This is a genomic window from Stenotrophomonas sp. STEN240, from assembly GCF_056756175.1.
This window is the reverse complement of sequence record NZ_JBRRBO010000017.1, coordinates 36,031-59,466: the sequence shown is the minus strand read 5'-3', so window position 1 is coordinate 59,466 and position 23,436 is coordinate 36,031. Positions and strand designations below refer to the sequence as shown.

General features: G+C 64.4%; 19 protein-coding genes. 7 read left to right on the top strand and 12 right to left on the bottom strand.

Annotated features, from left to right (window positions below):
* Positions 1 to 38: 38 nt before the first annotated feature.
* Together ACVOKO_RS09985 and ACVOKO_RS09980 are read right to left on the bottom strand one after the other, a co-directional pair.
* Positions 39 to 491, bottom strand: coding sequence for a DUF2946 family protein (locus ACVOKO_RS09985; protein ID WP_346498772.1), 453 nt, complete (start codon positions 489 to 491; stop codon positions 39 to 41).
* A gap of 557 nt (positions 492 to 1,048) precedes the next feature.
* Positions 1,049 to 2,032 carry a LysR family transcriptional regulator gene (locus ACVOKO_RS09980; protein ID WP_346498771.1) on the bottom strand — a complete coding sequence of 328 codons (984 nt, stop codon included), beginning with the start codon at positions 2,030 to 2,032 and terminating at the stop codon, positions 1,049 to 1,051.
* A gap of 179 nt (positions 2,033 to 2,211) precedes the next feature.
* Between ACVOKO_RS09980 and cysG the strand changes: the two genes are divergently transcribed.
* The 3 genes from cysG to ACVOKO_RS09965 all read left to right on the top strand — a co-directional run bounded on the left by cysG (position 2,212) and on the right by ACVOKO_RS09965 (position 5,404).
* Complete coding sequence (gene cysG / locus ACVOKO_RS09975; protein WP_430980752.1) at positions 2,212 to 3,663, top strand: siroheme synthase CysG; 1,452 nt, start codon at positions 2,212 to 2,214, stop codon at positions 3,661 to 3,663.
* Positions 3,664 to 3,683: 20 nt separating this feature from the next.
* On the top strand, positions 3,684 to 4,643 hold the full coding sequence (gene cysK, locus ACVOKO_RS09970; protein ID WP_346498769.1) for a cysteine synthase A: 960 nt from the start codon (positions 3,684 to 3,686) through the stop codon (positions 4,641 to 4,643).
* 170 nt (positions 4,644 to 4,813) lie between these two features.
* Positions 4,814 to 5,404, top strand: a complete 591-nt coding sequence (locus ACVOKO_RS09965) for an O-acetyl-ADP-ribose deacetylase (protein ID WP_346498768.1) — start codon at positions 4,814 to 4,816, stop codon at positions 5,402 to 5,404.
* Between the two features lie 193 nt (positions 5,405 to 5,597).
* On the opposite strand, the gene ACVOKO_RS09960 is transcribed toward ACVOKO_RS09965, so the two are convergent.
* From ACVOKO_RS09960 to ACVOKO_RS09940, 5 genes are all read right to left on the bottom strand, one after another.
* Positions 5,598 to 6,917, bottom strand: coding sequence for a M1 family metallopeptidase (locus tag ACVOKO_RS09960; RefSeq protein ID WP_346498767.1), 1,320 nt, complete (start codon positions 6,915 to 6,917; stop codon positions 5,598 to 5,600).
* A gap of 243 nt (positions 6,918 to 7,160) precedes the next feature.
* On the bottom strand, positions 7,161 to 8,165 hold the full coding sequence (locus ACVOKO_RS09955) for a class I fructose-bisphosphate aldolase (RefSeq protein WP_346498766.1): 1,005 nt from the start codon (positions 8,163 to 8,165) through the stop codon (positions 7,161 to 7,163).
* A 164-nt stretch (positions 8,166 to 8,329) separates the two neighbouring features.
* Positions 8,330 to 9,796: a pyruvate kinase gene (gene pyk, locus ACVOKO_RS09950; protein WP_057629715.1), complete on the bottom strand. Its 1,467-nt coding sequence runs from the start codon at positions 9,794 to 9,796 to the stop codon at positions 8,330 to 8,332.
* A 444-nt stretch (positions 9,797 to 10,240) separates the two neighbouring features.
* Entirely contained in the window at positions 10,241 to 10,885 is a 645-nt protein-coding gene (locus tag ACVOKO_RS09945) for an HAD-IA family hydrolase (RefSeq protein ID WP_346498765.1), read from the bottom strand.
* A 142-nt stretch (positions 10,886 to 11,027) separates the two neighbouring features.
* The gene (locus tag ACVOKO_RS09940; RefSeq protein WP_346498764.1) at positions 11,028 to 12,206 is read right to left on the bottom strand and encodes a phosphoglycerate kinase; all 1,179 of its coding nucleotides are present in this window, start codon (positions 12,204 to 12,206) and stop codon (positions 11,028 to 11,030) included.
* 80 nt (positions 12,207 to 12,286) lie between these two features.
* Here ACVOKO_RS09940 and ACVOKO_RS09935 point away from each other — a divergent pair, with 80 nt between their 5' ends.
* Positions 12,287 to 12,841, top strand: coding sequence for a GNAT family N-acetyltransferase (locus ACVOKO_RS09935; protein ID WP_346498763.1), 555 nt, complete (start codon positions 12,287 to 12,289; stop codon positions 12,839 to 12,841).
* Between the two features lie 213 nt (positions 12,842 to 13,054).
* Here ACVOKO_RS09935 and ACVOKO_RS09930 read toward each other — a convergent pair whose 3' ends face one another.
* From ACVOKO_RS09930 to ACVOKO_RS09915, 4 genes are all read right to left on the bottom strand, one after another.
* A complete protein-coding gene (locus ACVOKO_RS09930; RefSeq protein ID WP_346498762.1) occupies positions 13,055 to 14,449 on the bottom strand; it encodes a serine hydrolase domain-containing protein in 1,395 nt (464 codons plus the stop codon).
* 139 nt (positions 14,450 to 14,588) lie between these two features.
* Positions 14,589 to 15,974: a DUF3999 family protein gene (locus ACVOKO_RS09925; RefSeq protein ID WP_346498761.1), complete on the bottom strand. Its 1,386-nt coding sequence runs from the start codon at positions 15,972 to 15,974 to the stop codon at positions 14,589 to 14,591.
* Entirely contained in the window at positions 15,971 to 18,733 is a 2,763-nt protein-coding gene (locus ACVOKO_RS09920; protein ID WP_346498760.1) for a DUF2339 domain-containing protein, read from the bottom strand. The genes ACVOKO_RS09925 and ACVOKO_RS09920 overlap by 4 nt, the downstream gene beginning before the upstream one ends.
* Before the next feature lie 91 nt (positions 18,734 to 18,824).
* Positions 18,825 to 19,241 carry a winged helix-turn-helix transcriptional regulator gene (locus ACVOKO_RS09915; protein WP_346498759.1) on the bottom strand — a complete coding sequence of 139 codons (417 nt, stop codon included), beginning with the start codon at positions 19,239 to 19,241 and terminating at the stop codon, positions 18,825 to 18,827.
* A 46-nt stretch (positions 19,242 to 19,287) separates the two neighbouring features.
* Between ACVOKO_RS09915 and ACVOKO_RS09910 the strand changes: the two genes are divergently transcribed.
* A complete protein-coding gene (locus ACVOKO_RS09910) occupies positions 19,288 to 20,391 on the top strand; it encodes a pirin family protein (protein ID WP_346498758.1) in 1,104 nt (367 codons plus the stop codon).
* Between the two features lie 200 nt (positions 20,392 to 20,591).
* Here ACVOKO_RS09910 and gap read toward each other — a convergent pair whose 3' ends face one another.
* Positions 20,592 to 21,593 (bottom strand): type I glyceraldehyde-3-phosphate dehydrogenase, encoded by a 1,002-nt coding sequence (gap, locus tag ACVOKO_RS09905; protein WP_057629111.1) that lies wholly within the window; start codon positions 21,591 to 21,593, stop codon positions 20,592 to 20,594.
* Between the two features lie 210 nt (positions 21,594 to 21,803).
* Between gap and ACVOKO_RS09900 the strand changes: the two genes are divergently transcribed.
* Positions 21,804 to 22,451: an OmpW/AlkL family protein gene (locus ACVOKO_RS09900; RefSeq protein WP_346498757.1), complete on the top strand. Its 648-nt coding sequence runs from the start codon at positions 21,804 to 21,806 to the stop codon at positions 22,449 to 22,451.
* A gap of 119 nt (positions 22,452 to 22,570) precedes the next feature.
* Positions 22,571 to 23,395 (top strand): S1/P1 nuclease, encoded by an 825-nt coding sequence (locus tag ACVOKO_RS09895; protein ID WP_346498756.1) that lies wholly within the window; start codon positions 22,571 to 22,573, stop codon positions 23,393 to 23,395.
* The last annotated feature ends 41 nt before the right edge of the window (positions 23,396 to 23,436 follow it).

The window sequence follows — 23,436 nt, the reverse complement described above, 5'->3', positions numbered from 1 at the left end:
TGCCCGAGGGCTGCGCGCGGCAAACAGGAAAGGTGGCGTTATCTGGAGAGAGCCGGCGGCCCGCGCGGCGGATGCGCCGGCCAGCGCAGGCTGGCGAGGCGAAGCGTTTTGTGGGGAGATTGTGGCGCCAGCCGATACAGCAACGGGGCCAGTATCAGGATCACCGCCAGCCACGGCAGCAGGCGCGAAGCCATGGTGCAGTAGTCGCAGGCTTCGCCATGGGCGGCGTGCGGATCGGCTGGTGTGGGCGCTGGCTTCTCGCCTGCCGCTACTGCCTCATGCCCGGTGTGCGCCATGTGTTGCATGTCGTGATGGCCCGAATGCTCATCCGCAGGCATCTGCATCGCGATTTCGTGCACCGCGTGATCCATACCCTGGATCGGCAGCTGCTGCGATTGCAGCCAGCGGCTGACCACCGGCGCCACCGCCATCAACAGGGCAGCAGCAAAAGCCAGCAGAAGTACGAAGGATTGGAAGCGAAGCGAACGCATGACCCGTACATTTTATCGGCATGGCATGCGATGAGACCGCCACACAAACTGCGACCGTTTGCCGCACGCCCCATTCACACCAAGCAGGCGGTAGTGCCGAGCCATGCTCGGCAGAGGCTTTCCCCGCAATCCATCAACCCAAGGCTGTCGTAGGAGCGGCATAAGCCGCGAAGCCGGCATCAATGAAACTACAAAAATTCCTGTGCGCCGATGGACCATCAGCTTCGCGGCTTACGCCGCTCCTACAAAATCAGTCAGCACTAATCAGCAACGCCCCGTGGAGCACAGCCATGCTCCAGCAACGATCAGATAGACGCGAACTCAAGACCCTGTAGTGCCGAGCCATGCTCGGCAGGGGTCGTACCGACATCACATCAGCACCAACGGATTGTGGGAGCGGCATAAGCCGCGAAGCCGGCATCAATGAAGCTGCAAAAATTCGTGCGCTCCGATGGACCATCAGCTTCGCGGCTTACGCCGCTCCCACAAGAATTGTCATCGTCTACGGGTAAAGCTTCAGCCGAGCATGGCTCGGCTCTACCAGTGATCTGCCGCGTCTATACGGTGATGGTCTGCGTCAACGATTCCCAGGTCGGCGGCACTGGCCAATCGGCTTGCTGGTTGCCGTCCAGCACCCGGCGCAGGTCGCGTTTGTCGATCTGCGGGGCAAGCACGTGTACCAGTTCCAGGGCGTAATCACGCAGTACGCGATCACGCGGCAGCACCGCCCAGGCAATGCACTCGGGGATGGATGCCGGCGCCGGCCAGGCGCGCAGGTCGGTGTCGTTGGCGCTCACCGCCATTTCCGCCAACAGGCCAACACCCAGGCCCGTGCGCACATAGGTCTTGATCAGGTCCGCATCCAATGCGGTCAAGGTCAGGTCCGGCTCCAGATCCAGTGCGGCAAACGCGCGCCGCAGCGAGGAACTGGTGCGGGTGGAGGATTCGTAACTGATCAGTGGATGGCTGGCCAATGCGGCCATGTCCGGCGCCACATTGGCGCGATCCAGCGGATGCCCCTTGGGCACCAGCACCAGCCGGCGCCAGCGGTACAGCGGCACCGCAATACCGGTGCTGGGCTCGCCACCGGCGGTACTGATGATGGCGATGTCCGCATCACCCTGGCTCAACAGATCCAGCGCATCACTTTCAGCGGCTTGTTGCAGATGCACGCTGACCTGCGGATAGGCCAGTTTGATCCGCGCCACTGCGGGCGGCAGCACGAAGCGCGCCTGCGTGTGGGTGGTGGTCAGGATCAACTGGCCATGACTTTCGCGGCGCTGGTTGGCTGCGTAGGTGCGGATGTTGTTGGCCTCGGCCAATACCGAACGCGCGCGGCTGATGACTTCCTCACCTGCCGGCGTCACCGATTCCAGGCTGCGCCCTTTTCGCACGAACAACAGAAAACCCAACTCGTCTTCAAGCTGTTTGAGCTGTTTCGACAACCCCGGCTGGGTGGCATGCACCCGTGTCGCGGCGAGCGTGATGTTCAGCTCGGCATCGGCAATAGCAACGAGGTAACGCAGTTGGGTAAGTGTCATCGCAGTGGTAAGCAGAGATCTTCAGTAAGGAACTGTGAAGAATGTAGGCCAAAACGCTCCCGTTACTTATAACCTAAAGTTATCTGACATGGGCCGCTTTTCATTTCCGGGCCCGCAGGCCCGGCGCTACGGTCATCGTCCTTACTCCGACAGCCTCCGCCATCGCCTTGGACAGCCCCTTGTTCCCCCTGTTTGCCGACCTCAAAGGTCGGGCCGTGCTGGTCGTCGGTGGGGGCGCGGTGGCCGAACGCAAAACCGAGGCGCTGCTGCGTGCCGGTGCCGTGCCCCGGGTTGGCGCGCCCGCCTTGAGCCCTGGCCTGCAGCAGCTGGCCGAGGCCGGCCATATCCAATGGCTCAACGGCCAGTTCGATCCGGCGTGGCTGGACCAGGCAGTCTGGCTGGTGATCGCCGCCACCGACGACAACGCCATCAACCGCAGTGTTGCCGAGGCCGCCGAGGCAAGGCGCCTGTTCGTCAACGTTGTGGATGATGCGGCGCTGTCCGGCTTCCATGTGCCGGCGGTGGTTGAACGTGGCCCGCTGCAGATCGCCATTTCCAGTGGCGGCGGTGCGCCGATGGTGGCCCGCCATGTGCGCCGACAGATTGAAGAACTGTTCGACCAGGCCTGGGGCCAACTGGCGCAGCTGGTCAGCCGCAAGCGCGGGCTGATACGCGAGCGTTTCCCCGACCTGGCGGCACGCCGCCGTTTCTTCGACCGCCTGATCGAAGGCCCGCTGCTCGGCCTGCTGCGCGCGCGCCAATCGATCGCAGCCGAAACCCAGCTGCTGCTGGACATGGCAGCCGAAGCACCGACGCACGCCGGTTCAGTGGTGTTGGTGGGTGCCGGCTCCGGCGACCCGGGCCTGCTCACGCTCAACGCCTTGCGCGCACTCAACCAGGCCGACGTGATCCTGCATGACCGCCTGGTCAGCGCCGAGGTATTGCAGCTTGCGCGCCGCGATGCGGACTTCATCGAAGTCGGCAAGTCCGCGCAGGGCCACAGCACCGCGCAGGAACATATCCATGCGCTGATGCTTGAACACGCACGCGCGGGCAAGCGCGTGGTGCGGCTCAAGGGCGGCGATGCCTTCGTATTCGGCCGCGGCGGCGAGGAACTGCAGTTCCTGCGCGCCCACAGCATCGCTTTTGAAGTGGTGCCCGGCATCACCGCAGCGCTGGCCTGCGCTGCCTACGCCGGCATTCCGCTGACCCACCGCGATCACGCCCAGCAGCTGCGCCTGGTCACTGCGCACTGCAGGGATTCATTGGACACGCTGGATTGGCCGGCGCTGGCACAGCCGCGGCAAACCCTGGTGTTTTACATGGGGGTGGCCGCGCTGGCGCAGATACGCGGCCACCTGCTTGGCGCCGGGCTGGCCGCCAGCACGCCCTTCGCACTGATCGAAAACGGTTCGCGCGCCAACCAGCGCGTTGTCAGCGGGCAACTGCGGCAACTGCCCGATGCCGCCACACAGCACCAGGTGCAGTCGCCGGCGCTGCTGATCCTCGGCGACGTGGCGGCACTGGCCGACGAACTGCACTGGTTCGGCGCCGCGCCGCTGCACGCAACGCCTACTGTTTCCTCACTTTCCGCAAAGACGGCACCGCCCACACTGGCCGACGCCGCCTGACCACCTTCCCGGAGATTTCAATGGCCCTGTACAACAGCATCCTGGACACCATCGGCAATACCCCGGTGGTCAAGCTCAACCGTCTGGCACCGGCCGGCGTGGACATTTACGTCAAGGTCGAGTCCTTCAACCCGGCCGGCTCGGTCAAGGATCGGCTGGCCCTGGCCATCATCCTGGACGCCGAGAAAAAGGGCCTGCTCAAGCCCGGCGATACCATCGTGGAAGCCACCTCCGGCAACACCGGCGTGGCCCTGGCGATGGTGGCCGCCGCGCGTGGCTACAAGTTCGTCGCGACCATGGTGGAAACCTTCTCCATCGAGCGCCGCAAGCTGATGCGTGCCTACGGCGCCAAAGTGATCCTGACCCCGGCCGCCGAGCGCGGCACCGGCATGGTGCGCAAGGCCAAGGAACTGGCCCAGCAGCACGGCTGGTTCCTTGCCAGCCAGTTCGCCAACCCGGCCAACCCGGCCTATCACCGCCAGACCACCGCCGCCGAGATCCTGCGCGACTTCGCCGGCAAGCGCCTTGACTACTTTGTCAGCGGTTGGGGTACGGGGGGCACGCTGACCGGCGTCGGCGAAGTGCTGAAGCTGGCCCGCCCGGAAACCCGCATCATCGCCACCGAGCCAGCCGGCGCCGCGCTGCTGGCCGGCAAGGATTTCGCCCCGCACAAGATCCAGGGCTGGACCCCGGACTTCATTCCGGAAGTGCTCAACCGCAACGTCTACGACCAGCTGCTGTCGATCCAGGACGAACGAGCGATTGAAACCTCGCGCCGCCTGGCTGCCGAGGAAGGCATCTTCGTCGGCATCTCCTCTGGCGCCACCGTCGCCAGCGCGCTGGATGTGGCCGCCAACGCCGAGGCGGGTTCGGTGATCCTGGCGATGCTGCCCGACACCGGCGAGCGCTACTTCTCCACGCCGCTGTTCGCCGACGTCAACGATGGCTCCGACGACGACTGGTTGGCCGGTCTTCCGTAACCTTCGTTACTTAACCCGTCAGCTACGCGAAGGCCGCCCATGCGGCCTTTGTGCTTTTCTGCGGCAGTGAATCGCGCCAGGTGAGACGGCATGAGCGCAGACTGCAGTTGTGCCCGGCGCGGCGGTAGCCGTCACATTTTTCTCATCTATCGCAACGGAAGATCACGTCCATGAACATTGAAGTTTGGCAGGGCGACATCACCGAACTGGCTGTTGACGTCATCGTCAACGCAGCCAATGAAACCCTGCTCGGCGGCGGCGGTGTGGACGGCGCCATCCACCGCGCAGCGGGCCCCGGCCTATTGCGCGAATGCGAGCAGCTACCGGAGCTGCGTCCCGGCGTACGCTGCCCCACTGGCGAAGTGCGTGCCACCGGCGGGCATGATCTGCCGGCCCGGCATGTCTTCCACACCGTTGGCCCGGTCTGGCGCGATGGCCGCCACGATGAAGCCGCGCTCCTGGCCAACTGCTATTGGCAGTCGCTGCGCCTGGCCGAGCAGATGGGCCTGGAATCAATTGCCTTCCCGGCGATCAGTTGCGGCGTGTACGGCTACCCGCTGCATCAGGCGGCGGTGATTGCCGCCACCGAGACCATGACCTGGCAGAAGAGCCATGCGCGGCCTTCGCGGATTGTGCTGGTGGCTTACAACGCTGCGGCGTTCAAGATCTATCAGCAGGCCTTGGCCAGCGCTGGACCGGCGCAGGAGCAGGCGGGGTCTGTGCTGGCGTCGTTTGCGGGCGGGTTTGCGGCTGCGCATTGAGAGTGAGGGGCTTGGCGGGTCTAAGGCCAAGCAAAAGCAGAATCAAAACCTCCCCCTCCCCAACCCTCCCCTTGCCTACGGCAAAGGGAGGGGGTGGAAGCGCTTGCCTCCCGCCGACCCGCACCAACAGCCCCCTCCCTTTCGCGCAGCGAAGGGGAGGGTTGGGGAGGGGTAGCATTTCGCAGCAAATCAATCACCCCACCTCACCACCCACGCCATAAACCCAGGCATCAAAGAACCCCTGCAGCGAGCGCCCAGCCGCCGCTTCCATCGCCGTCTGGAAGTCCGCCGTCACCACCGACTTCCCGTCATTTGCCTGCGTGTACGCACGCAACCCGCGCCAGAACACCTCCTCGCCAAGCTCCAAGCGCAAGCGGTGCAGCACATAGGCGCCCTTCCGGTAGACCACCGCGCGATCATCGGACGTAGGCTTGTCCCAGTTTGGATACACCAACGCTCTATCAGCACCCTTTGCGCGCAGTGCCAGCACCCGCTGTTCCCAGCCCTGCACCATCGCCTGATACGCCACCTCGCCCTGGCTGTGCTGCAGCCATGCAGCGGTCATGAAATTGGCGAAGCCTTCATTCAGCCAGAAGTGTTCCCAACCGGCGCAGGTAACGCGGTTACCCCACCATTGGTGTGCAGCCTCGTGCGCGATCAACCCGGTCTGGCTGGCATCGGCAAGCACCTGTTTTCCGTAAGCCTCCGACATCAAGGACAGCCCCGCCATCTCCTGGCCGATGGTGCGTTCCACCAACGCCTGGCGATAGTCACCTTGATAGGCCAGCCCCGCCCGCTCGGCGAAGAAGTCGAGCATCTCGCCGGTGGCAGCAAACAGCTGGCTCAGCTCCGCCTCGGAGCGATCAAGTGCGTAGTAATGCAGCCTGCCGGCACCATGCGCCTGCTGCACATGACGGTAAGGTGCCGCTGCGAAGCCATAGACATAGCCGGGCATCGGGGCGCGCAGCTGCCAGCGGTGTTCGATACGACCGTCGGGCAACTGTCGTGACGGCAATGCATCACCGACGGCCGCTGTCCGCAGCCCCTTGGGCAGGCGCAGCGCCAGCAGCAAGGTGGCGCGCTCGTCCGGCGCATTGATCGATGGCATCCACTGCTCGGTGGAAAAGACGGTGTACGCCTCGTTGCGCGCCGGGGCGAACTCCAGGCCAAAACGCGGCTTGCCGTGGTAGCGCAGCTGCACGCTGGCCTGCTCACCTGCGGCCAAAGGCTGCGCGAGGTTGACGGTCAGTTTTCCATCGGCCTGTTGAAAGCGCAGCGCCTCACCCGCGTGCGTGGCCGAGTCAATGACCAGCTCACCGCTGTCCAGAACCAGCTGGCTCAGCGGCGCGGTTGCATTGAAGCGCACCAGGGTTTCGCCGCGCAGCTGAGTGGCTGCGATATCCAGATCAAGCGTGGTTGCGTAGTGCTGCACATCAAAGCCGCGTGGTTCGGCAGCGAGAGCGGACACCGCCATCGTCGATGCAAACAGCCCCAGCGTGATCCTGCGATGCATGCGTTCACCTCCAGACACAAAGGCCGATTGTAGGGGCGAGTGCCGGGGTTGGTTGTTGTGGGAGCGGCATCAGCCGCGAAGCTGGCAATGCAGCAGCCGCCAGCAGCTGTGCAGTTGCAGCCATGCTGGCGGTTTGTTTACCACCAGCTTCGCGGCTTACGCCGCTCCCAAAAAAAAACAAAATCAAAAAACAAAACGCCGGCTGTTGGCCGGCGTTCTGTTCAACTCACGCGGGGTGGCTTATCAGCCTTCCCACTTGCCCTGTGCAGCCTGGCCGTTTTCCTTGGCACGCTCGAACACGGTCTTCTGTGCGGCGGCGTAGTTGCCCTTCATGTCCTTGGCCCACAGCTTCAGTGCGGCCTGCTGCATGGCGCGGCCGTAGGAGAAGCTCAGCGGCCACGGCAGGTTGCCCATCTGGTTCATGGCGTTGAGGTGCGCGGTGGACTGCTCATCGCTCTGGCCACCGGACAGGAACACCACGCCCGGCATGATGGCCGGAACGGTCGACTTCAGGCACATCACGGTGGACTCGGCCACTTCTTCGACATCCACCTGCTCGTCGCAGGTCTTGCCCGGGATGACCATCGAGGCCTTCAGAATGGTGCCTTCCAGCACCACGTTCTGCTGGTACAGCGCATCGAACAGCGAACGCAGGGTGGCTTCGGTGACTTCGTAGCAGGTCTCGATGTCGTGGTCGCCGTCCATGATCACTTCCGGCTCGACCATCGGCACCAGGCCGCATTCCTGGCACAGCGCGGCATAGCGGGCCAGCGCATGGGCGTTGGACTCGATGCAGGTACCCGACGGCATGTTCTCGCCGATGTTGATCACCGCACGCCACTTGGCGAAACGCGCGCCCAGCTTGTAGTACTCCTGCAGGCGCTCGCGCAGGCCGTCCAGGCCTTCGGTCACCAGCTCACCGGGGCAGCCGGCCAGCGGGTGCGCACCCTTGTCGACCTTGATGCCCGGGATCATGCCGTTGTCGGCCATGTACTTGGCGAACGGCACGCCGTCCTTGGTCGACTGGCGGATGGTTTCGTCGTACAGGATCGCGCCGGAGATGTGCTCGTTGAGCTTGGGCGTGGTCAGCAGCAGTTCGCGGTAGGCACGACGGTTTTCTTCCGTGTTCTCGATGCCGACGCTTGCGAAGCGCTTGGCGATCGTACCGGTGGATTCGTCAATGGCGATGATGCCCTTACCCGGGGCGACCATGGCCTGGGCGGTTTCAGCCAGCAGTTCGATGCTCATGAGGTTCCTGTGACAGCGTGCGGGAAAACCCGGATTATAGCCCGGCACGCTCACCGGCTGGCTGCCCGCAAGGTCTGGAACCGGTTTCAGGCTGTCATGTCAGGACAAAGCCTGTCCGCTCCGTTCAGTTCATGACCGGAGCGGTGGCTTGCCGCTGGCGTTGCTTACAGGTCGCCCAGACCGCTGGCGCGGCCGTCGTTACCTACTTCCAGCAGACGCAGGGTATTGGTGGCGCCATGGGTTTCCATGTGCTCACCGCTGGTGAACACCACGCGATCACCGGCTTCCAGCAGATTGGACTCGACCAGCAGGCGGATGCTGCCGCGCGCCGCTTCACGCGGAGTGAAGCCACGGCTGTCGAAGTTGATCGGGAACACATCGCGCATCAGCGCCATCTGCCGGCGCGCGCCGTCATGGCGGGTGACCGCGTAGATCGGCGACTTGGCACGGAAGCGCGACAGGTAACGCGCGGTACCACCGGATTCGGTCATCGCCACGATCGCGCGCACGCCCACGTGCTGGGCCAGGAACATGGTGGCCATGGCGATAGCCTGGTCAGCACGCTCCAGATTACGCGGCGAGGCGTTGAAATCGGTCTCGGTCTGGAACTGACGCTCGGCACCCAGGCAGATGCGGGCCATCGCCTCCACCGCCTTGACCGGATACATGCCGGCAGCGGTTTCCGCCGACAGCATCACCGCATCGGTACCGTCGATGACCGAGTTGGCCACGTCCAGCACTTCGGCGCGGGTCGGGATCGGGCTTTCGACCATGGACTGCAGCATCTGCGTGGCGGTGATCACCACTTTGTTCTGCGCCAGCGAGGCCTTGATGATTTTCTTCTGCAGACCCGGCAGTTCGGCGTCGCCGATTTCCACGCCCAGGTCACCACGCGCCACCATCACCACATCGCTGGCGTCGACGATCTCTTCCAGATTTTCGATGGCCTCGGTGCGCTCGATCTTGGACACCAGCGCGGCGTAGCAACCGTGCGATTCGGCGATTTCACGCGCGTCGTTCATGTCCTGCGCATTGCGGCAGAACGAGACGGCGATGAAGTCGACGCCGATCTTGGCAACGATGCCGATCAGTTCTTTGTCGCGCTCGGTCAACGCGCCCAGCGACAGACCGCCGCCCTGCTTGTTCAAGCCCTTGCGGTCGGACAACACGCCGTCGTTGAGCACGGTGTTGATGATGCGCTCGCCCTGCACTTCCACCACCTGCAGCTGCATCAGGCCGTCGTCGAGCAGCAGCACATCGCCCGGCGCCACGTCCTGCGGCAGGCCGAGGTAGCTCACGCCCACCTGGTTGGTGTCACCGGCCGGAGCGGAGGTGCTGGCGATCAGGTCGAAACGGTCGCCGGCCTTGAGCTTGATCTTGCCTTCGGCAAAACGCTCGATGCGGATCTTCGGGCCGGGCAGATCGGCGAGGATGCCGACTTCCACGCCAACGCGCTGCGCAGCGGCGCGCACGTCGGCAGCACGCTTGGCCTGACCGGACGGATCGCCGTGGGAGAAGTTCAAACGCACAACGTTGACGCCTGCGCGGAACAGATCGTCCAGCACGCCCGGCGCGTCAGTTGCCGGCCCGAGGGTGGCGAGGATCTTGGTGCGGCGCTGACGTTCAATCATTGTGCGTGGTCTCCCTGATAGACCGCCGAAAGTAGCACATCCATTGCATGACAACGATGTCGCATACGATTTCATACGACACTTTCTGCACTGTCCCAAAGACAGGCCAGACAGGCCGTCTGGACATACCGTACGGTATGACAACGCGGGACCTGCGGTTGCTTTGCGCGGGTCCATCAGCAAGGCAGACAGTTCAGCACGCGAAAGTTGCTGTTGCGTGTTGGCCCAGGGAAAACTTTTGCTGCTTCGCAGCAAGAAAGCTGGCAATGGAGACATGCCGAGGACATCGGGTGACAAGTGGTGCCAGCGGGCAGCGCATGCCGGTGGATTTCGCCGATGCTCTAAGACCGTCATTCCCGCGTGCGCGGGAATGTCGCGTCACTTTTTCGGCTTGGTTGGATCAAGGTTCCGGACGTCGGGGCAACACAAACCCAAAGCCATCAATCAACCCCGCAACACCGCCGCCAACTCTTCCGGCGTAGCCGCCAATGCACCGGCCCCGGCGGCCTGCAACTCTTCGCGGCCACCAAAACCCCACAGCACGCCAACATTGCGCATGCAGTGGTGGCGCGCACCTTCGATGTCCATGCGGCGGTCGCCGATCATCCAGCACTGCGAGGGCTGCAGCGACAAACGCTGCAAGGCCTCGGCGATCAGCTCCGGCTTGTGGCTACGCGAACCATCTTCGGTTGCGCCGATGATGTCTTCGAAGCAGCCACCAAACGGCAGGTGCTCGACGATGCGCCGCGCATGCGGCTCGTTCTTGGCAGTGACCACGGCCAGCCGATGACCAGCCGCACGCAGACCCTGCACGACATCGCCGATACCGGCGTAGATGGCGTGCTCCTTCCAACCGTGCACATCGAAGCGCTCGCGGTACAACTCCACCGCACGCTCCACGCGCAGGGCGTCACCAAACAAAGGCTGGAAGCTGGTACGCAGCGCCGGGCCGATCCACTTGCGCAGCTCGGCATCGCCCGGCACCGGATGATCCATCTGTTCCAGTGCATAAGCCACGCAGCGAGTGATGCCGACGGCCGAATCAATCAGCGTGCCGTCGAGATCGAAGAAGAAGACATCGCGGCTCATGGAACGTCCTCACGATCCGTCGTGAGCGATGAGCTGTGCCCCGTGGTGGAGCGGAGCAAGCGCAACGTATGTTGAATACGTGAGCATTGCGAGCACCGCACGCGGGGCACAGATCGAGCGCAACAGGTTCGTGAGGGCGTTCTCACTTGCCGCGCGCCTCCAGGGCTGCCACCGCCGGCAAGGTCTTGCCTTCCAGGAACTCCAGGAACGCGCCGCCGCCGGTGGAGATATAGCTCACCTGCTTGGCGATGCCGTACTTGTCGACCGCGGCCAGGGTGTCGCCACCGCCCGCAATCGAGAACGCATTGGAGCTGGCGATGGCCTTGGCCATTGCTTCGGTGCCCTTGCCGAAGGCATCGAACTCGAACACGCCAACCGGGCCGTTCCAGACCACGGTGCCGGCCTTGGCAATCAGTTCGGCGTACTGCGCAGCGGTCTGCGGGCCGATGTCGAGGATCATGTCGTCCGCAGTAACCGCGTCCACCGCCTTGACCGTGGCCGGCGCATCGGCAGCAAAGGCCGACGCCACGACGACATCGGTCGGCAGCGGAATTTCAGCGCCACGTGCCTTGGCATCGGCATCAATCTTGCGGGCGGTATCGAGCAGGTCGTTCTCGACCAGCGACTTGCCCACGCCATGGCCTTCGGCAGCGATGAAGGTATTGGCGATGCCGCCACCAACGATCAACTGGTCCACCTTGCTGACCAGGCTGGACAGCAGCTCCAGTTTGGTGGAGACCTTGGAGCCGGCCACAATGGCCAGCAACGGCCGGGCCGGGTTGGCCAGCGCCTTGTCCAGCGCGTCCAGCTCAGCCATCAGCAACGGGCCACCGGCCGCGACCGGGGCAAAGCGGATCACGCCATGGGTGGAGGCCTGGGCGCGGTGCGCGGTGCCGAAGGCATCCATCACGAACACGTCGCATAGCGCGGCGTACTTCTGCGACAGCGCCTCGTCGTCCTTGCCCTCGCCCACGTTCATGCGGCAGTTTTCCAGCAGCACGATCTGGCCCGGGGCGACGTTCACGCCGTCCACCCAGTCCTTGACCAGCGGCACGTCCACGCCCAGCAGCTCGGACAGGCGCTTGGCCACCGGCGCCAGCGAATCAGCCTCGGTCCACACACCTTCCTTGGGGCGGCCCAGGTGCGAGGTCACCAGCACGGCAGCACCTGCCTCCAGCGCCAGCTTCAGGGTCGGCAGCGACGCGGTGATGCGCTGCTCGGAGGTGATCTTGCCGCTCTCATCGATCGGCACGTTCAGATCCTGGCGGATCAGTACGCGCTTGCCGGAAAGGTCGAGGTCGGTCATGCGAACGATGGACATGGCAGGATCAGCTCCGCGAGTATGGGGAAACCGCAATTCTCGCCCGCCCTGCCTAGCGGGGCAAACCCAAGGTGAAATGGATGTCGCCACGCCTGCCACAACCCGAGCTGTCCAGCCTGCGCCTGCACCTGCGCGAAGTCCGCACAACCGACGCCCCCGCGCTGTTTGCCATCCACAGCCACCCGCAGGTAATGCGCTACTGGAGCTACCCGGCCTGGACCGAAGTGCAGCAGGCTGAGCAGAAGATTGCCGATATCCAGCGCCAACGCCGCGAGCTGGACATCCTGATCTGGGCCCTCGCCGATGCCCGGACCGATCTGCTGATCGGCACTTCTGCGTTGTTCGCCATCGACCTCAGCCAAGGCCGCGCGGAAATTGGTTACAGCCTGCATCCCGATTGGCAGGGTCGCGGCCTGGCCAGCGAAGCCCTGCGGCTGATCCTGGCTTACGCGTTCAACCAGCTGGGGCTGCGCCGCATCGAAGCCGACATCGACCCACGCAACCACCCCTCCTGTCGTCTGGTGGAAAGACAGGGTTTCATCCAGGAAGGCCTGTTCCGCGAACGCTGGAACGTAAACGACGAAATCTGCGACAGCGCCATGTATGGCCTGCTGAGCAAGGACTTCAAACCGTAGTGCCGAGCCATGCTCGGCTGAGGCCTTACCAGCACCCGCAATACCACTTGTAGGAGCGGCGTAAGCCGCGAAGCCGACAGTGCAACAGCTGCCTGAGCCAATCGCAGTTGCAGCTATCTTGCCAGTTTGCTTTGCATCAGCTTCGCGGCTTACGCCGCTCCTACATGCGAATTGCCGGGCAAGCCCCTGCCGAGCATGGCTCGGCACTACCGATCACAGCGGCAGACGATTCACGATGAAGTTGACCACATTCTCCATCGCGCCCGGGTCCACATTGCTCAAGCCGACAACCACGTAACCCTGCGCGGGAAGCACGACCAATGATGCATTTGCACCGGGCGCGCCACCTTCGTGGCCATATTGCCGCTGCGCGCCCTGCCCGCTGACCATGAAGCCATAGCCATACCAGCCTTTGTTGTTCTGCGGTGCTGTGGCCAGCCCCAGCGAGGTGGGCGATATCAGCCGACCCGCACGCAGCGCTTCGGCAAATTTCAGCATATCGCCAACCGTACTGTAGCCACCACCGGCCGATGTGCCACGCCACGGCAGCGTCTTGGTTTCCTGCGCCCACTTGCCGTCAACCTTGGTATAGGCAACCGCGCGCCCGGGTACAGCTGTCGATTCCGGCTCCGAACCGGTCGCGCTCATTCCCGCGACGCGATAGATATGCTGATCCACGTAGTCGTAATACGACTGCCCGCTCACCGCTTCGATGATCGAGCCGAGCAGGATGTAGCCATAGTTGGAATAGCCATCCTCGCTGCCAGGCGTCGAGCCCAGCGGCGTGGCGCTGGCCAGGCTCCAGTAGTCGTTGAGCGTGCGCAACGACTGCGAACGCTTTTCGAATTCTTCTCCGAACACATCCCCCAGGCCGCTGGTGTGGTTGAGCAGCTGACGGATGCTGACCGCCTCGGCTATCTGTTGGTTCGGATAATTCTTCAGATGCAGCGCAATCTTGTCATCCAGCGACAGCTTGCCGGCCTCCTGCAACTGCAGGATCGCCACCGCAGTGAACATCTTGTTCAACGAGGCCAAGCGGAAGCGCGTTGTTTCATCCACACCAATGGCGTGCTCGCGATCAGCAGCGCCGCCGTGCCAGCTCATCAGCAACTTGCCATCCTTGGCGACGGCCAATGCACCGGACAGCGTATCGGCAGCGCGCGCGGCATCGAGCCGGGCTTCTCCTGCAGCCAGCACTTGCGCCAGGCGCATCCGCTGAGGCTTGAACTCATCCGGCAGGTCCATTCCTTCCAGCTGCAGCTTGGTGACATCAAACCGATCCGCAGGATCCAGATCCAACGTCGCCAACACCCCACGATCGGTCATCTCCGACAGCAGCATCAGCTGCGCGCTGTCCTCTGTACTGGATTTGACGCCCACCAATTTGAACGTACCCAGCGATTGACGGATATCCAGAAAGCGTTGCGCGTCCTGCCCAACCTTGTAGTCGGCCAGGAAGGTCTGCAGCGCATCGCGCTCACCGCTGTTGTATGCAGCAAGCCATAGTTCGAAGACCTGTTGAGCATGGACATCGGCCGAAGCTTGCCTGGCAGCGGCGACAGTTGAAAAGCCAAGCAGAAGTGCAACCGCAAATGATTTAAAACGCATATGCCAATCGACACCTTGGATTGCAGACAGAACACGCGGCCAAGCAACTGTAGAGCCGAGTCATGCTCGGCTGGGGGCACTAGCAGAAGACCGGACGCACTACCGGGAATGCCCCTGCCGAGCATGGCTCGGCACCACCTCATCGTTCGCTTTTTTCTGCGCGGCTGCTGCGAATCAGGCTGAAAGCAAAGCCCGCCACCGCTGCTGCGCCCAACACCAGCACCAGCCACAACACGATGTTCTTCCAATCGCGCGGTGCTTCAACCTGCTGATAGGCCGCATCGCCGGCACGCTGCGTACCCGCGCCCAGCGTCGCTGCGGCCGGCTGCCACTGCGCACCGTTGTGTGCACGCAATGCTGCCAGCATCGGATCCAGCGCGGCCTGCGCCTTGCCTTCGTCCGCGCTGCCGGCAACCAGCAGGTACGGCGCCCGCCCCTGCGCAAGAAACACCACGCTGCCCGGTCGATAGCCCAGCCGCAACGCTGGCGCAGCGGCAGGTTCCGCACCCGGCTCGGCCTGCAGGCGCCATTGCCGGTCATCGATGATGCCCGAGGTTTCCAGTGGTGCAGAACGCTGTTGCCGGCCGCCCTGCGTGAGGTTCCATGCGTTCCAGCCGGTCGTCAGGGTCTGCCAGACAGGTTCGCCGTCGGCGCCCTTGGCGCGATCCTCATCGCGGCTGGATACCGTCCAGCTCACCGCGCTGTTGGCCGGCATCAGCACATCCAGCCGCTGCACGGGGAACCGCCCCTGCAATCGGTACAGGTAACCGTCCTTGCCATTGCCGCCTGCAGCCGCCTGCAGTTCCTGCCACTGCCAATCGCCTGCTTCGACCGCGTCGGCGAACTCGCCACGCAATCCCTGCAGCGGAGGTGCGCCGCTGCGCTGCAAAGGCACCAGGCGCAGGTAGCGCAGGCCTGATTCAACCCGGATGCTGTTGTTGCGCAGCGCGTTGCCCTGGTTGCGCAACTGCACCAGCCGCACCTGTGGGTCCAATACCTGCCAGCCGCGCAGGTCATCGCTGCCTTCCAGTCGATAACCCAGATCCAGCGTCGCCGCGGTGTCGCTCCAGTCAACCAGCAGCTTGTGCAGCTTGCCGGCCTCATCACCCAGATCGATCAGCCATACCGGATCGGCAGCGGCTGCCGCGGGCGCCGTGCCCACCAGGTTGCGGATCGACACCACCTTGCCCGCAGTATCGCGCTCGACCACCACGCTCAGGTCGTCATCGCCGCCCACGCTGGCCGCCGGCAACGCAAACCAACGCAGCGGCGCGGTACGCACCGCGCCGCCCAGCGGCGTAGCTGCGGCATACACCGCGCTCGCCACCGGCTTGCCATCGGCATCGATCACCCGTACATCACGCAGGTCACGCCAATGCGCAGCGGCATAGACGTCTGCATCCAGCGGCACCCGGTAAGCGCCGGCATCAGGCTGTGACAACTGCAGCGGCCATTGCCGGGCGAAGTCATCGGCGGCGAGTGCACTGAAAGGCAGCAAGGCCGCTACCAGCAGGCGCTTGATCATGCGGAAACGTCCTCATTGTCTGTTGCAGCATTTGCACGGCGCGGCGGTGCCGGCGCCAACCAACCCACCAGCGTGCACAGCAGGCCATAGGCGATGAAAGCGCCGATACCAAGCAGGTCGCCCAGATTGCCACGATCGATCAGCAGCAGCTTTGCCAACACCACGCTCATCAGAATGGCACCGGCCAGCCACAGCCCCCACTGGCCGCGACGCGAGCCGGAGATCCAGCCGATCACACCAAGCAGGCTCCACACCACGGTCAGGCTGGTCTGCGCCAACTTGCTGCCGAGCAGACTGTCGTTCCACGACACATCGCCCCAGTGATGGACGGCGCGCAAGGTCATCACCGTCACCAGCACCAAGGCGGCCAAGGCCGTACCCACCAACTGCATCGGCAGCACCGCTGCGCTGCCGTTCTGGCGCAGGCGCATCGCCAACAGCGCAAGCACCGCGATCTCCGCCAGTTCCAGCGGGTTGAACACCACAATCCACGGCAGCGGCGCCGCCGAACCCGCACTGGCCAACGAAGTCAGCCACCACAAGCCCAATACCGCGAACACCGCCAACTGCAAGGCCGCGCGATAGCGCTCGAACGCGGCACCCAGCGGCTGCGACAGCCACGCCCAGCGGTACATCGACAACATCGCCAACAACAGCCACGGCAGCGCCAGCAACATGCCCACCCAGCCTTCGGCCAGTGCGAAACGCGCGCCTATATGCCAGGCCAGCAACGACAATACGGTCGGCCACAACAGCCACCAGGCCAACTGCGCCAGCCCAGCCACCGCACCACTGCCGGCACGCAGGCACATCAGGCTGCGTACGCCCAAGGCAGCAAATACCGGCCACGCAATCGCCCCATAGCCGGCGAACGGTTGGCCATACTCGGACAGCTGCAGGAACGCGACCGGGAAGGCCATGACAAAGCCACCCAGCGTGGTCAGCGACAGCGCCAGGGCCGGTGCACGTCGCTGCACTTCGGCTGCCACCCACGCGGTTACGCCCAGCAGCAGCAACACTGCATGCAGGCGGCTGCCGACCTCGACGAAATCACCGATTTCCATGATCACATTGCCCAGCCACCAGACCAGCGCCCACAGGTAAGCCACGGTCGCGACCTGCTGATTGCCCGCAGCGCGGTACCACCACGCCGTGGCGAAGCCGGCAACGGCGATCAGCAAAGCGCCCATGAAGGCGGCGTTGGCAATGGCGGTTGTTGCGCCTGGATGGCTAGCCGACACACCAATGACCAAGGCGGCAGCAGCCGCCAGTTGCAGGCCAATACCGGTCCAGCGGGCGAGGCGACGATCCTGGGTCAGGCCCAGCCATACAAGACCCGCCCCTTCCAGCGCGAACACCGATGCCGTGGCCTTGGCAGACAGGGCCAAAGGCACCGCCAAGGTGGCGAATCCGACTGCGAGAATGGCGTAGCCGCGTGCCAGCACATTCATGCGCTCGTTGTTGATCAGCGCGCGTGCCAGCACCGCATACAGCGCAGCCACACCCAATGCACAGAATGCCAACGGCATGCGATCGCCCTGCAGCAACGCGGCCTGCAATGAGAAGGCGATAAGCGGCGTACCAAACAACAGGCAGCCATCGATGCGCGCATTGCCGGCGGTGCTGGCCTTGCGCGCGTACAACAAGGGCAGCAACAGATAGAACCCGAAGAACAGCACCAGGAAGGGCTCGACGCTGTTGAACTTGGCCGGTTCGTAGTCCAGCACACCCCAAGCCGTACCGATGCCCCAGGTAAAGACGAAGCCCAGCAGGTTGAGGATGCGCCACGGCCGCACCCAGGCAATGGCGAAGATGCCAAGGTTGAGCAAGGCGTAATACGAGAACAGGGCAACATGGTTGCCGCTGCCGTCCGACAACCAGATCGGCGCCATGAAACCGGCCAGCACACCGAGGATGGCCAGAGTCCGGCTTTCCTGCAGCACGGCCATCACCGACAGGCCGGCAATCAACACCACACTCAACGCGAACGCCGGCGCGACGCCGATCATTCCGTAGTTCTTGCAGGCCGAAAACACCACCAGCAAAAGGATGCCGATCATGCCGCCCTGCATCGCCAGGGCAAAACTCCGGTGGCTCTCGCGTTTGCGCCAGGCAAATACCAGGCCGGCCAGTGCGGCGGCGCTGATGCCTGCCAGGCGCAGGCTCGGCGGCACCACGAACCAGCCCTGGTCGCTGGCGTACTTGAGCAGGGCGGCAACGCCGGCCAGCAACACCAGCATGCCGACCTTGACCGGCACATTGCCACTGGTCAGCCATTGCTTGGCATAGGCAAGCGCGCGCTCGATGACGTTGGGTTCGGCCGGTGGTGCCGGTGCGGCCGGCGTCCAGGTCTGCTCCGGGGCCGGTTGCCGTGCCGGAAGCGGGCGGCGCGGCGCGCTTGCCAGTGGATCGAGCGGATCGGGCCTGGGCGGCAATGGTGGCGGCAGTGGCGTAGCGGTGACCGGCGCAGGCTCGGACGAAACAACCGGTGCGGGCGCGGCGACCGGCACAGCCGTCTCCGGCACCGCAACGGAATCGTCTGGATTGGCTTCCGGCTCCCGCCAAGCGTAAGGCTGGGCGGCCTCGCTGCGCGGCTGTCGCGGTGCGGCCTCAGTGTCGCCAGCGTCCAGACGCGCTTCCAGCACAGCCACGCGGCGCTTGAGCGAGGACACCGATACCAGGGCGGTAACCAACAACACCGGTACTGCCAGCGCGGCCAGTACCAGCAGCACTATCAACAACACCCAACCCTCGTCCATTGATCATCCTTGTGCACCTGAACGTGCTGCATCACCTTATCGGGGTCACCTGAAAACGCAAGGTCAGGCACAGTCAGCTCCGCTGCACGCCCTACAGCGGTGTTCCGTCCGCGTCCTGCTGCTGGTGTGCATCGAAGTCGGAACGCGCCTGGTCCATCTGCGGCTGGTGCGCCCAGGCCCATTGCAGCAGGGCGTCCACCGGTTGCAGCAGCGATTGCCCCAAGCTCGTCAAGGCATAGTCGACCTGCGGCGGCACGGTCGGGTAGACCTGCCGGCTGACCAGCCCATCACGTTCCAGGCCACGCAGCGAACGCGCCAGCATGCGCGGCGAGACCCCGCTCAGCTCGCGCCGCAGCTGGTTGAAACGGCGGGGTTGGCCACGCAGCGCAAGCACCGCCAGCAGGCTCCATTTTTCGCCTACACGGTCCAGCAACAAGCGCACCTGCCTGCAATACGCGGCATCTTCACCTTCGCCAAGCCCAGTATCACCGGTGTGAGTTGCTGCCATCGGCGTGCCTCCTTGTGGCGTAGAACCGCGCACCCATCAATAGAGCATGTCCACGCAGCTGGGCGCCAGCCCGCTGGCGCGCCACACCACCCAGGCCAAGGAGTCACCGATGTCCAACCTGATCCTCCGCAACGAACCGCTGGGCCACCCGTGGCCGGGCACCGATCCGTTCCTGTTCTGTGCCTACCACCTGGACCAGTTCCCGCCGGCCACCGCCGACCAGGCCGTGGACATGCGCCTGCTCGGCGGCCGCGAGCTGGGCCATGATTTCAGCGGCAAGGACGGCTTCAGCATGTACCACGGGGTGAACGTGCCCGGCTTCCCGGCGCATCCGCACCGCGGCTTTGAAACCATCACCATCGTGCCCAAGGGCGTGGTCGATCACGCCGATTCGCTGGGTGCCACCGCCCGCTACGGGGATGGTGACGTACAGTGGCTGACCGCCGGCAGCGGCATTCAGCATTCGGAGATGTTCCCGCTGCGTTCGCGCGAGCAGGGCAATCCGCTGGAGCTGTACCAGATCTGGTTGAACCTGCCAGCCCGCAGCAAGATGGCCGATCCGGAGTTCGTGATGCTGTGGGGCGAGAATATTCCCAAGTACCGCAGCGGCGGCGCCGAGGTGAACGTGATTGCCGGCCGCTACCAGCCGCAGGAAGCCGCGCAGGCCGAGGTAGTTGCGCTGGCGCCGGGCCGCAACTCATGGGCAGCCAACCCGGACGCCGATCTGGCGGTATGGCAGATCACCCTGCAGCCGGGCGCTTCCTTGACCCTGCCGCCGGCCAGCCGGCCGGGTACGCGGCGCACGCTGTATTTCCACGATGGCAGGCATTTGCAGGTGGACGGCAGCTCCGTCGCCGAACCGCGCCTGTTGGAAGTAGCCGCCGGCAGTGCCCTGCCCCTGCACAACGGCGGCAGTGAGGTGGTGCAGATCCTGCTGCTGCAGGGCGTACCGATTGCCGAACCGGTTGTGGCCTATGGACCGTTCGTGATGAACAGCGCCGAGGAGATCGAACAGACCCGGCGCGATTACGGCCGTACCCAGTTTGGTGGCTGGCCCTGGTCCGGCCATGGGCCGGTGCATCCAGCCGGACAGGGACGGTTTGCCAGGCACCCGGGCAGTGAGGTGATCGAGGAGCCGCCAAGGCAATAAAGGGGTCGGGGGCAACTGCTGAAAGCATCCCTCCCAACCCGTCCGGCCCTCAGGCGCAGCCTTCGGTCGTTCAGCAGACCGCACGCCAGTGGCGTGCAAGCGGCCTTCTTCACCCCCTTCGCCTGCGGCGAGAGGAGGGGCTTTGAAACGCAGAAAGGGCGCCGCAAGGCGCCCTTTCTGTTTACTACTCAACGCGTGGATCAGGCGGCGACGACGCGCACCATTTCCAGGCACTTGTTGGAATAGCCCCACTCGTTGTCGTACCAGCTGACCAGCTTGACGAAGGTGCTGTCCAGGGCGATGCCGGCTTCGGCGTCGAACACGGAGGTGTGGGTCTCGCCACGGAAGTCGGTGGCAACCACCTTGTCTTCGGTGTAACCGAGGATGCCCTTCAGCGCGCCTTCGCTCTGTGCCTTCACTTCGGCGCAAATTTCAGCGTAGGTGGCTTCCTTCTCCAGCTCGACGGTCAGGTCGACCACCGACACGTCCGAGGTCGGCACGCGGAAGCTCATGCCGGTCAGCTTCTTGTTCAATTCCGGGATCACCACGCCCACGGCCTTGGCAGCACCGGTGGAGGACGGAATGATGTTTTCCAGGATGCCACGACCGCCGCGCCAATCCTTGTTGGACGGGCCGTCAACGGTCTTCTGGGTGGCGGTGGCAGCGTGCACGGTGGTCATCAGGCCGCGCTTGATGCCCCACTTGTCGTTGATGACCTTGGCCAGCGGGGCCAGGCAGTTGGTGGTGCACGAAGCGTTGGAGACGATGCTCTGGCCGGCGTAGGTCTTGTGGTTCACGCCGAACACGAACATCGGCGTGTCGTCCTTGGACGGGGCCGACAGGATCACCTTCTTGGCGCCGGCATCAAGATGCTTCTGCGCGGTTTCCTTGGTGAGGAACAGGCCGGTGGATTCGATGACTACGTCCACGCCCACTTCGTCCCACTTCAGGTTGGCCGGGTCGCGTTCCTGGGTCAGGCGGATCTTCTTGCCGTTGACCAGCAGGTCGCTGCCCGACACTTCCACATCAGCCTTGAAACGGCCGTGCACCGAGTCGTACTTGAGCATGTACGCCAGATAGTCCGGCTCCAGCAGATCGTTGATGGCCACGATCTCGATGTCATTGCCGAAGTTCAACACTGCCGAACGCAACACATTGCGCCCGATGCGACCGAAACCGTTGATGCCGACCTTGATTGCCATGTTCACAAGCTCCTGCAGCCGCAAAGCCATTGCGGCGGGGGTGGAAAGGGGCCGCCATTCTAACAGGACAGCTGCCCGCCCCGTGGCCAGCCCGGGCGTGGCCGCAGCTGAGCGCCAGCTGAGTACAAACCCCTGTTTGATCAGGATCAAAGCGCTCTCCCAGCCCTGTCCCGACACTGGTGCCACCTCCACCAAGCAATGGATTTACACATGCGCAAGACCTCCGCCCTGCTGCTCTCCGGCCTGGCTGCCGCCGTGGCCCTGGCTGCCACCGCCCCCGCCATGGCCCAGTCCAAGGGCGACTGGACCCTGGGCGTCGGCGTCCACGCCGTTGACCCGAAGTCCGATGCCGGCGATCTGAATGGCGCCGCGCTGGGCCTGGGCAAGCTGTCCACCAAGGTCGACAGCGACGTCAAGCCGACCGTCACCTTTGAATACTTCGTCGCCGACAACATCGGTATCGAAGTACTGGCAGCGTTGCCGTTCAAGCACGACGTCAGCATCAACGGCGTCGGCAAGGTCGGCGAAACCAAGCAGCTGCCGCCGGTGGTCTCGCTGCAGTACCACTTCACCAACAGCAGCAAGGTCACCCCGTTCGTCGGTCTGGGCGTGAACTACACCAAGTTCTTCAGCACCGACAGCAAGGGCGCGCTGGCCGGCACCAAGCTGAAGCTGGAAGACTCCTGGGGCCTGGCAGCGCACGCCGGCCTGGATTTCGCCGTCAGCGACAAGGGTGCACTGCGTGTTGACATGCGCTGGGCCGATATCGACACCAAGGTGAAGGTCAACGGCAATTCGCTGGGCACCGCCAAGATCGATCCGCTGGTGTACGGCGTGGCGTACGTCTTCAAGTTCTGAGCCTTGCCGCGGTTGCAAGGCAAGCAGGCAGCAACCAGCACGTCCCCGGCCACCGCCGGGGGCGTGTTTCGCCAGCTGGCGCACGCAGCTGAGCCCAGCGCAGCCGTTAGAATGGCGGCATGAACAAGCTCCACCGTCTCCTGTTGCCGGCTGTCGGCATCACCCTCGCAGTTTCCGCATTGATCCCCGGCCAGGCCCTGGCATGGGGCGCACAAGGCCACCGGCTGGTCGCGCGCATTGCCGAACCCAACCTTCACCCCGCCACCAGGGCGGAAGTTGAGCGCCTGTTGGCCGCCGAACCCGGCGCCAGCCTCAGCAGCATCGCGCCCTGGGCCGACCAGCTGCGCGGCAACGATCCCGATCTGGGCAAGCGTTCGGCCAGCTGGCACTACGTCAACATGGCCGAGGACGACTGCGCCTTCTCCCCGCCCAAGCACTGCCCCAACGGCAACTGCGTGGTTGGCGCGCTGCAGGCGCAAAGCGCACTGCTGGCCAACCGCCAGCTCAGCGACGTCGAACGTCTGCAGGCGCTCAAGTTCGTCGTGCATCTGGTCGGTGACCTGCACCAGCCGCTGCATGCCGGCTATGGCCACGACCGCGGCGGCAACAGCTACCAGCTGCAGTTCAATGGCCGCGGCACCAACCTGCATTCGGTCTGGGACAGCGGCATGTTCTACACGTTGCAGTTGAACGACGACCAGTTCCTGCAACGGCTGCAGGCACTGCCAGCACCCGCCAGCACCCGTGCGCCGGACCTGCAGCGCGACCCGGCATTGTGGGCCGAGCAGACCTGCCGCATCGCCACCCGCAAAGGCCTGTACCCGAGCGGTCACAAGATCGATGAGCGTTACACCGCAGTGTGGGAACCGGTTGCCGAGGCCCAGCTTCGCCTGGGCGGCGAACAGCTGGCGGCCTTGTTGAACCAGCTGCTGGATACGCCCTGAGTTTCTGCCTGCGCGCTGCACGCAAGGTGCCGCGCGCAGGG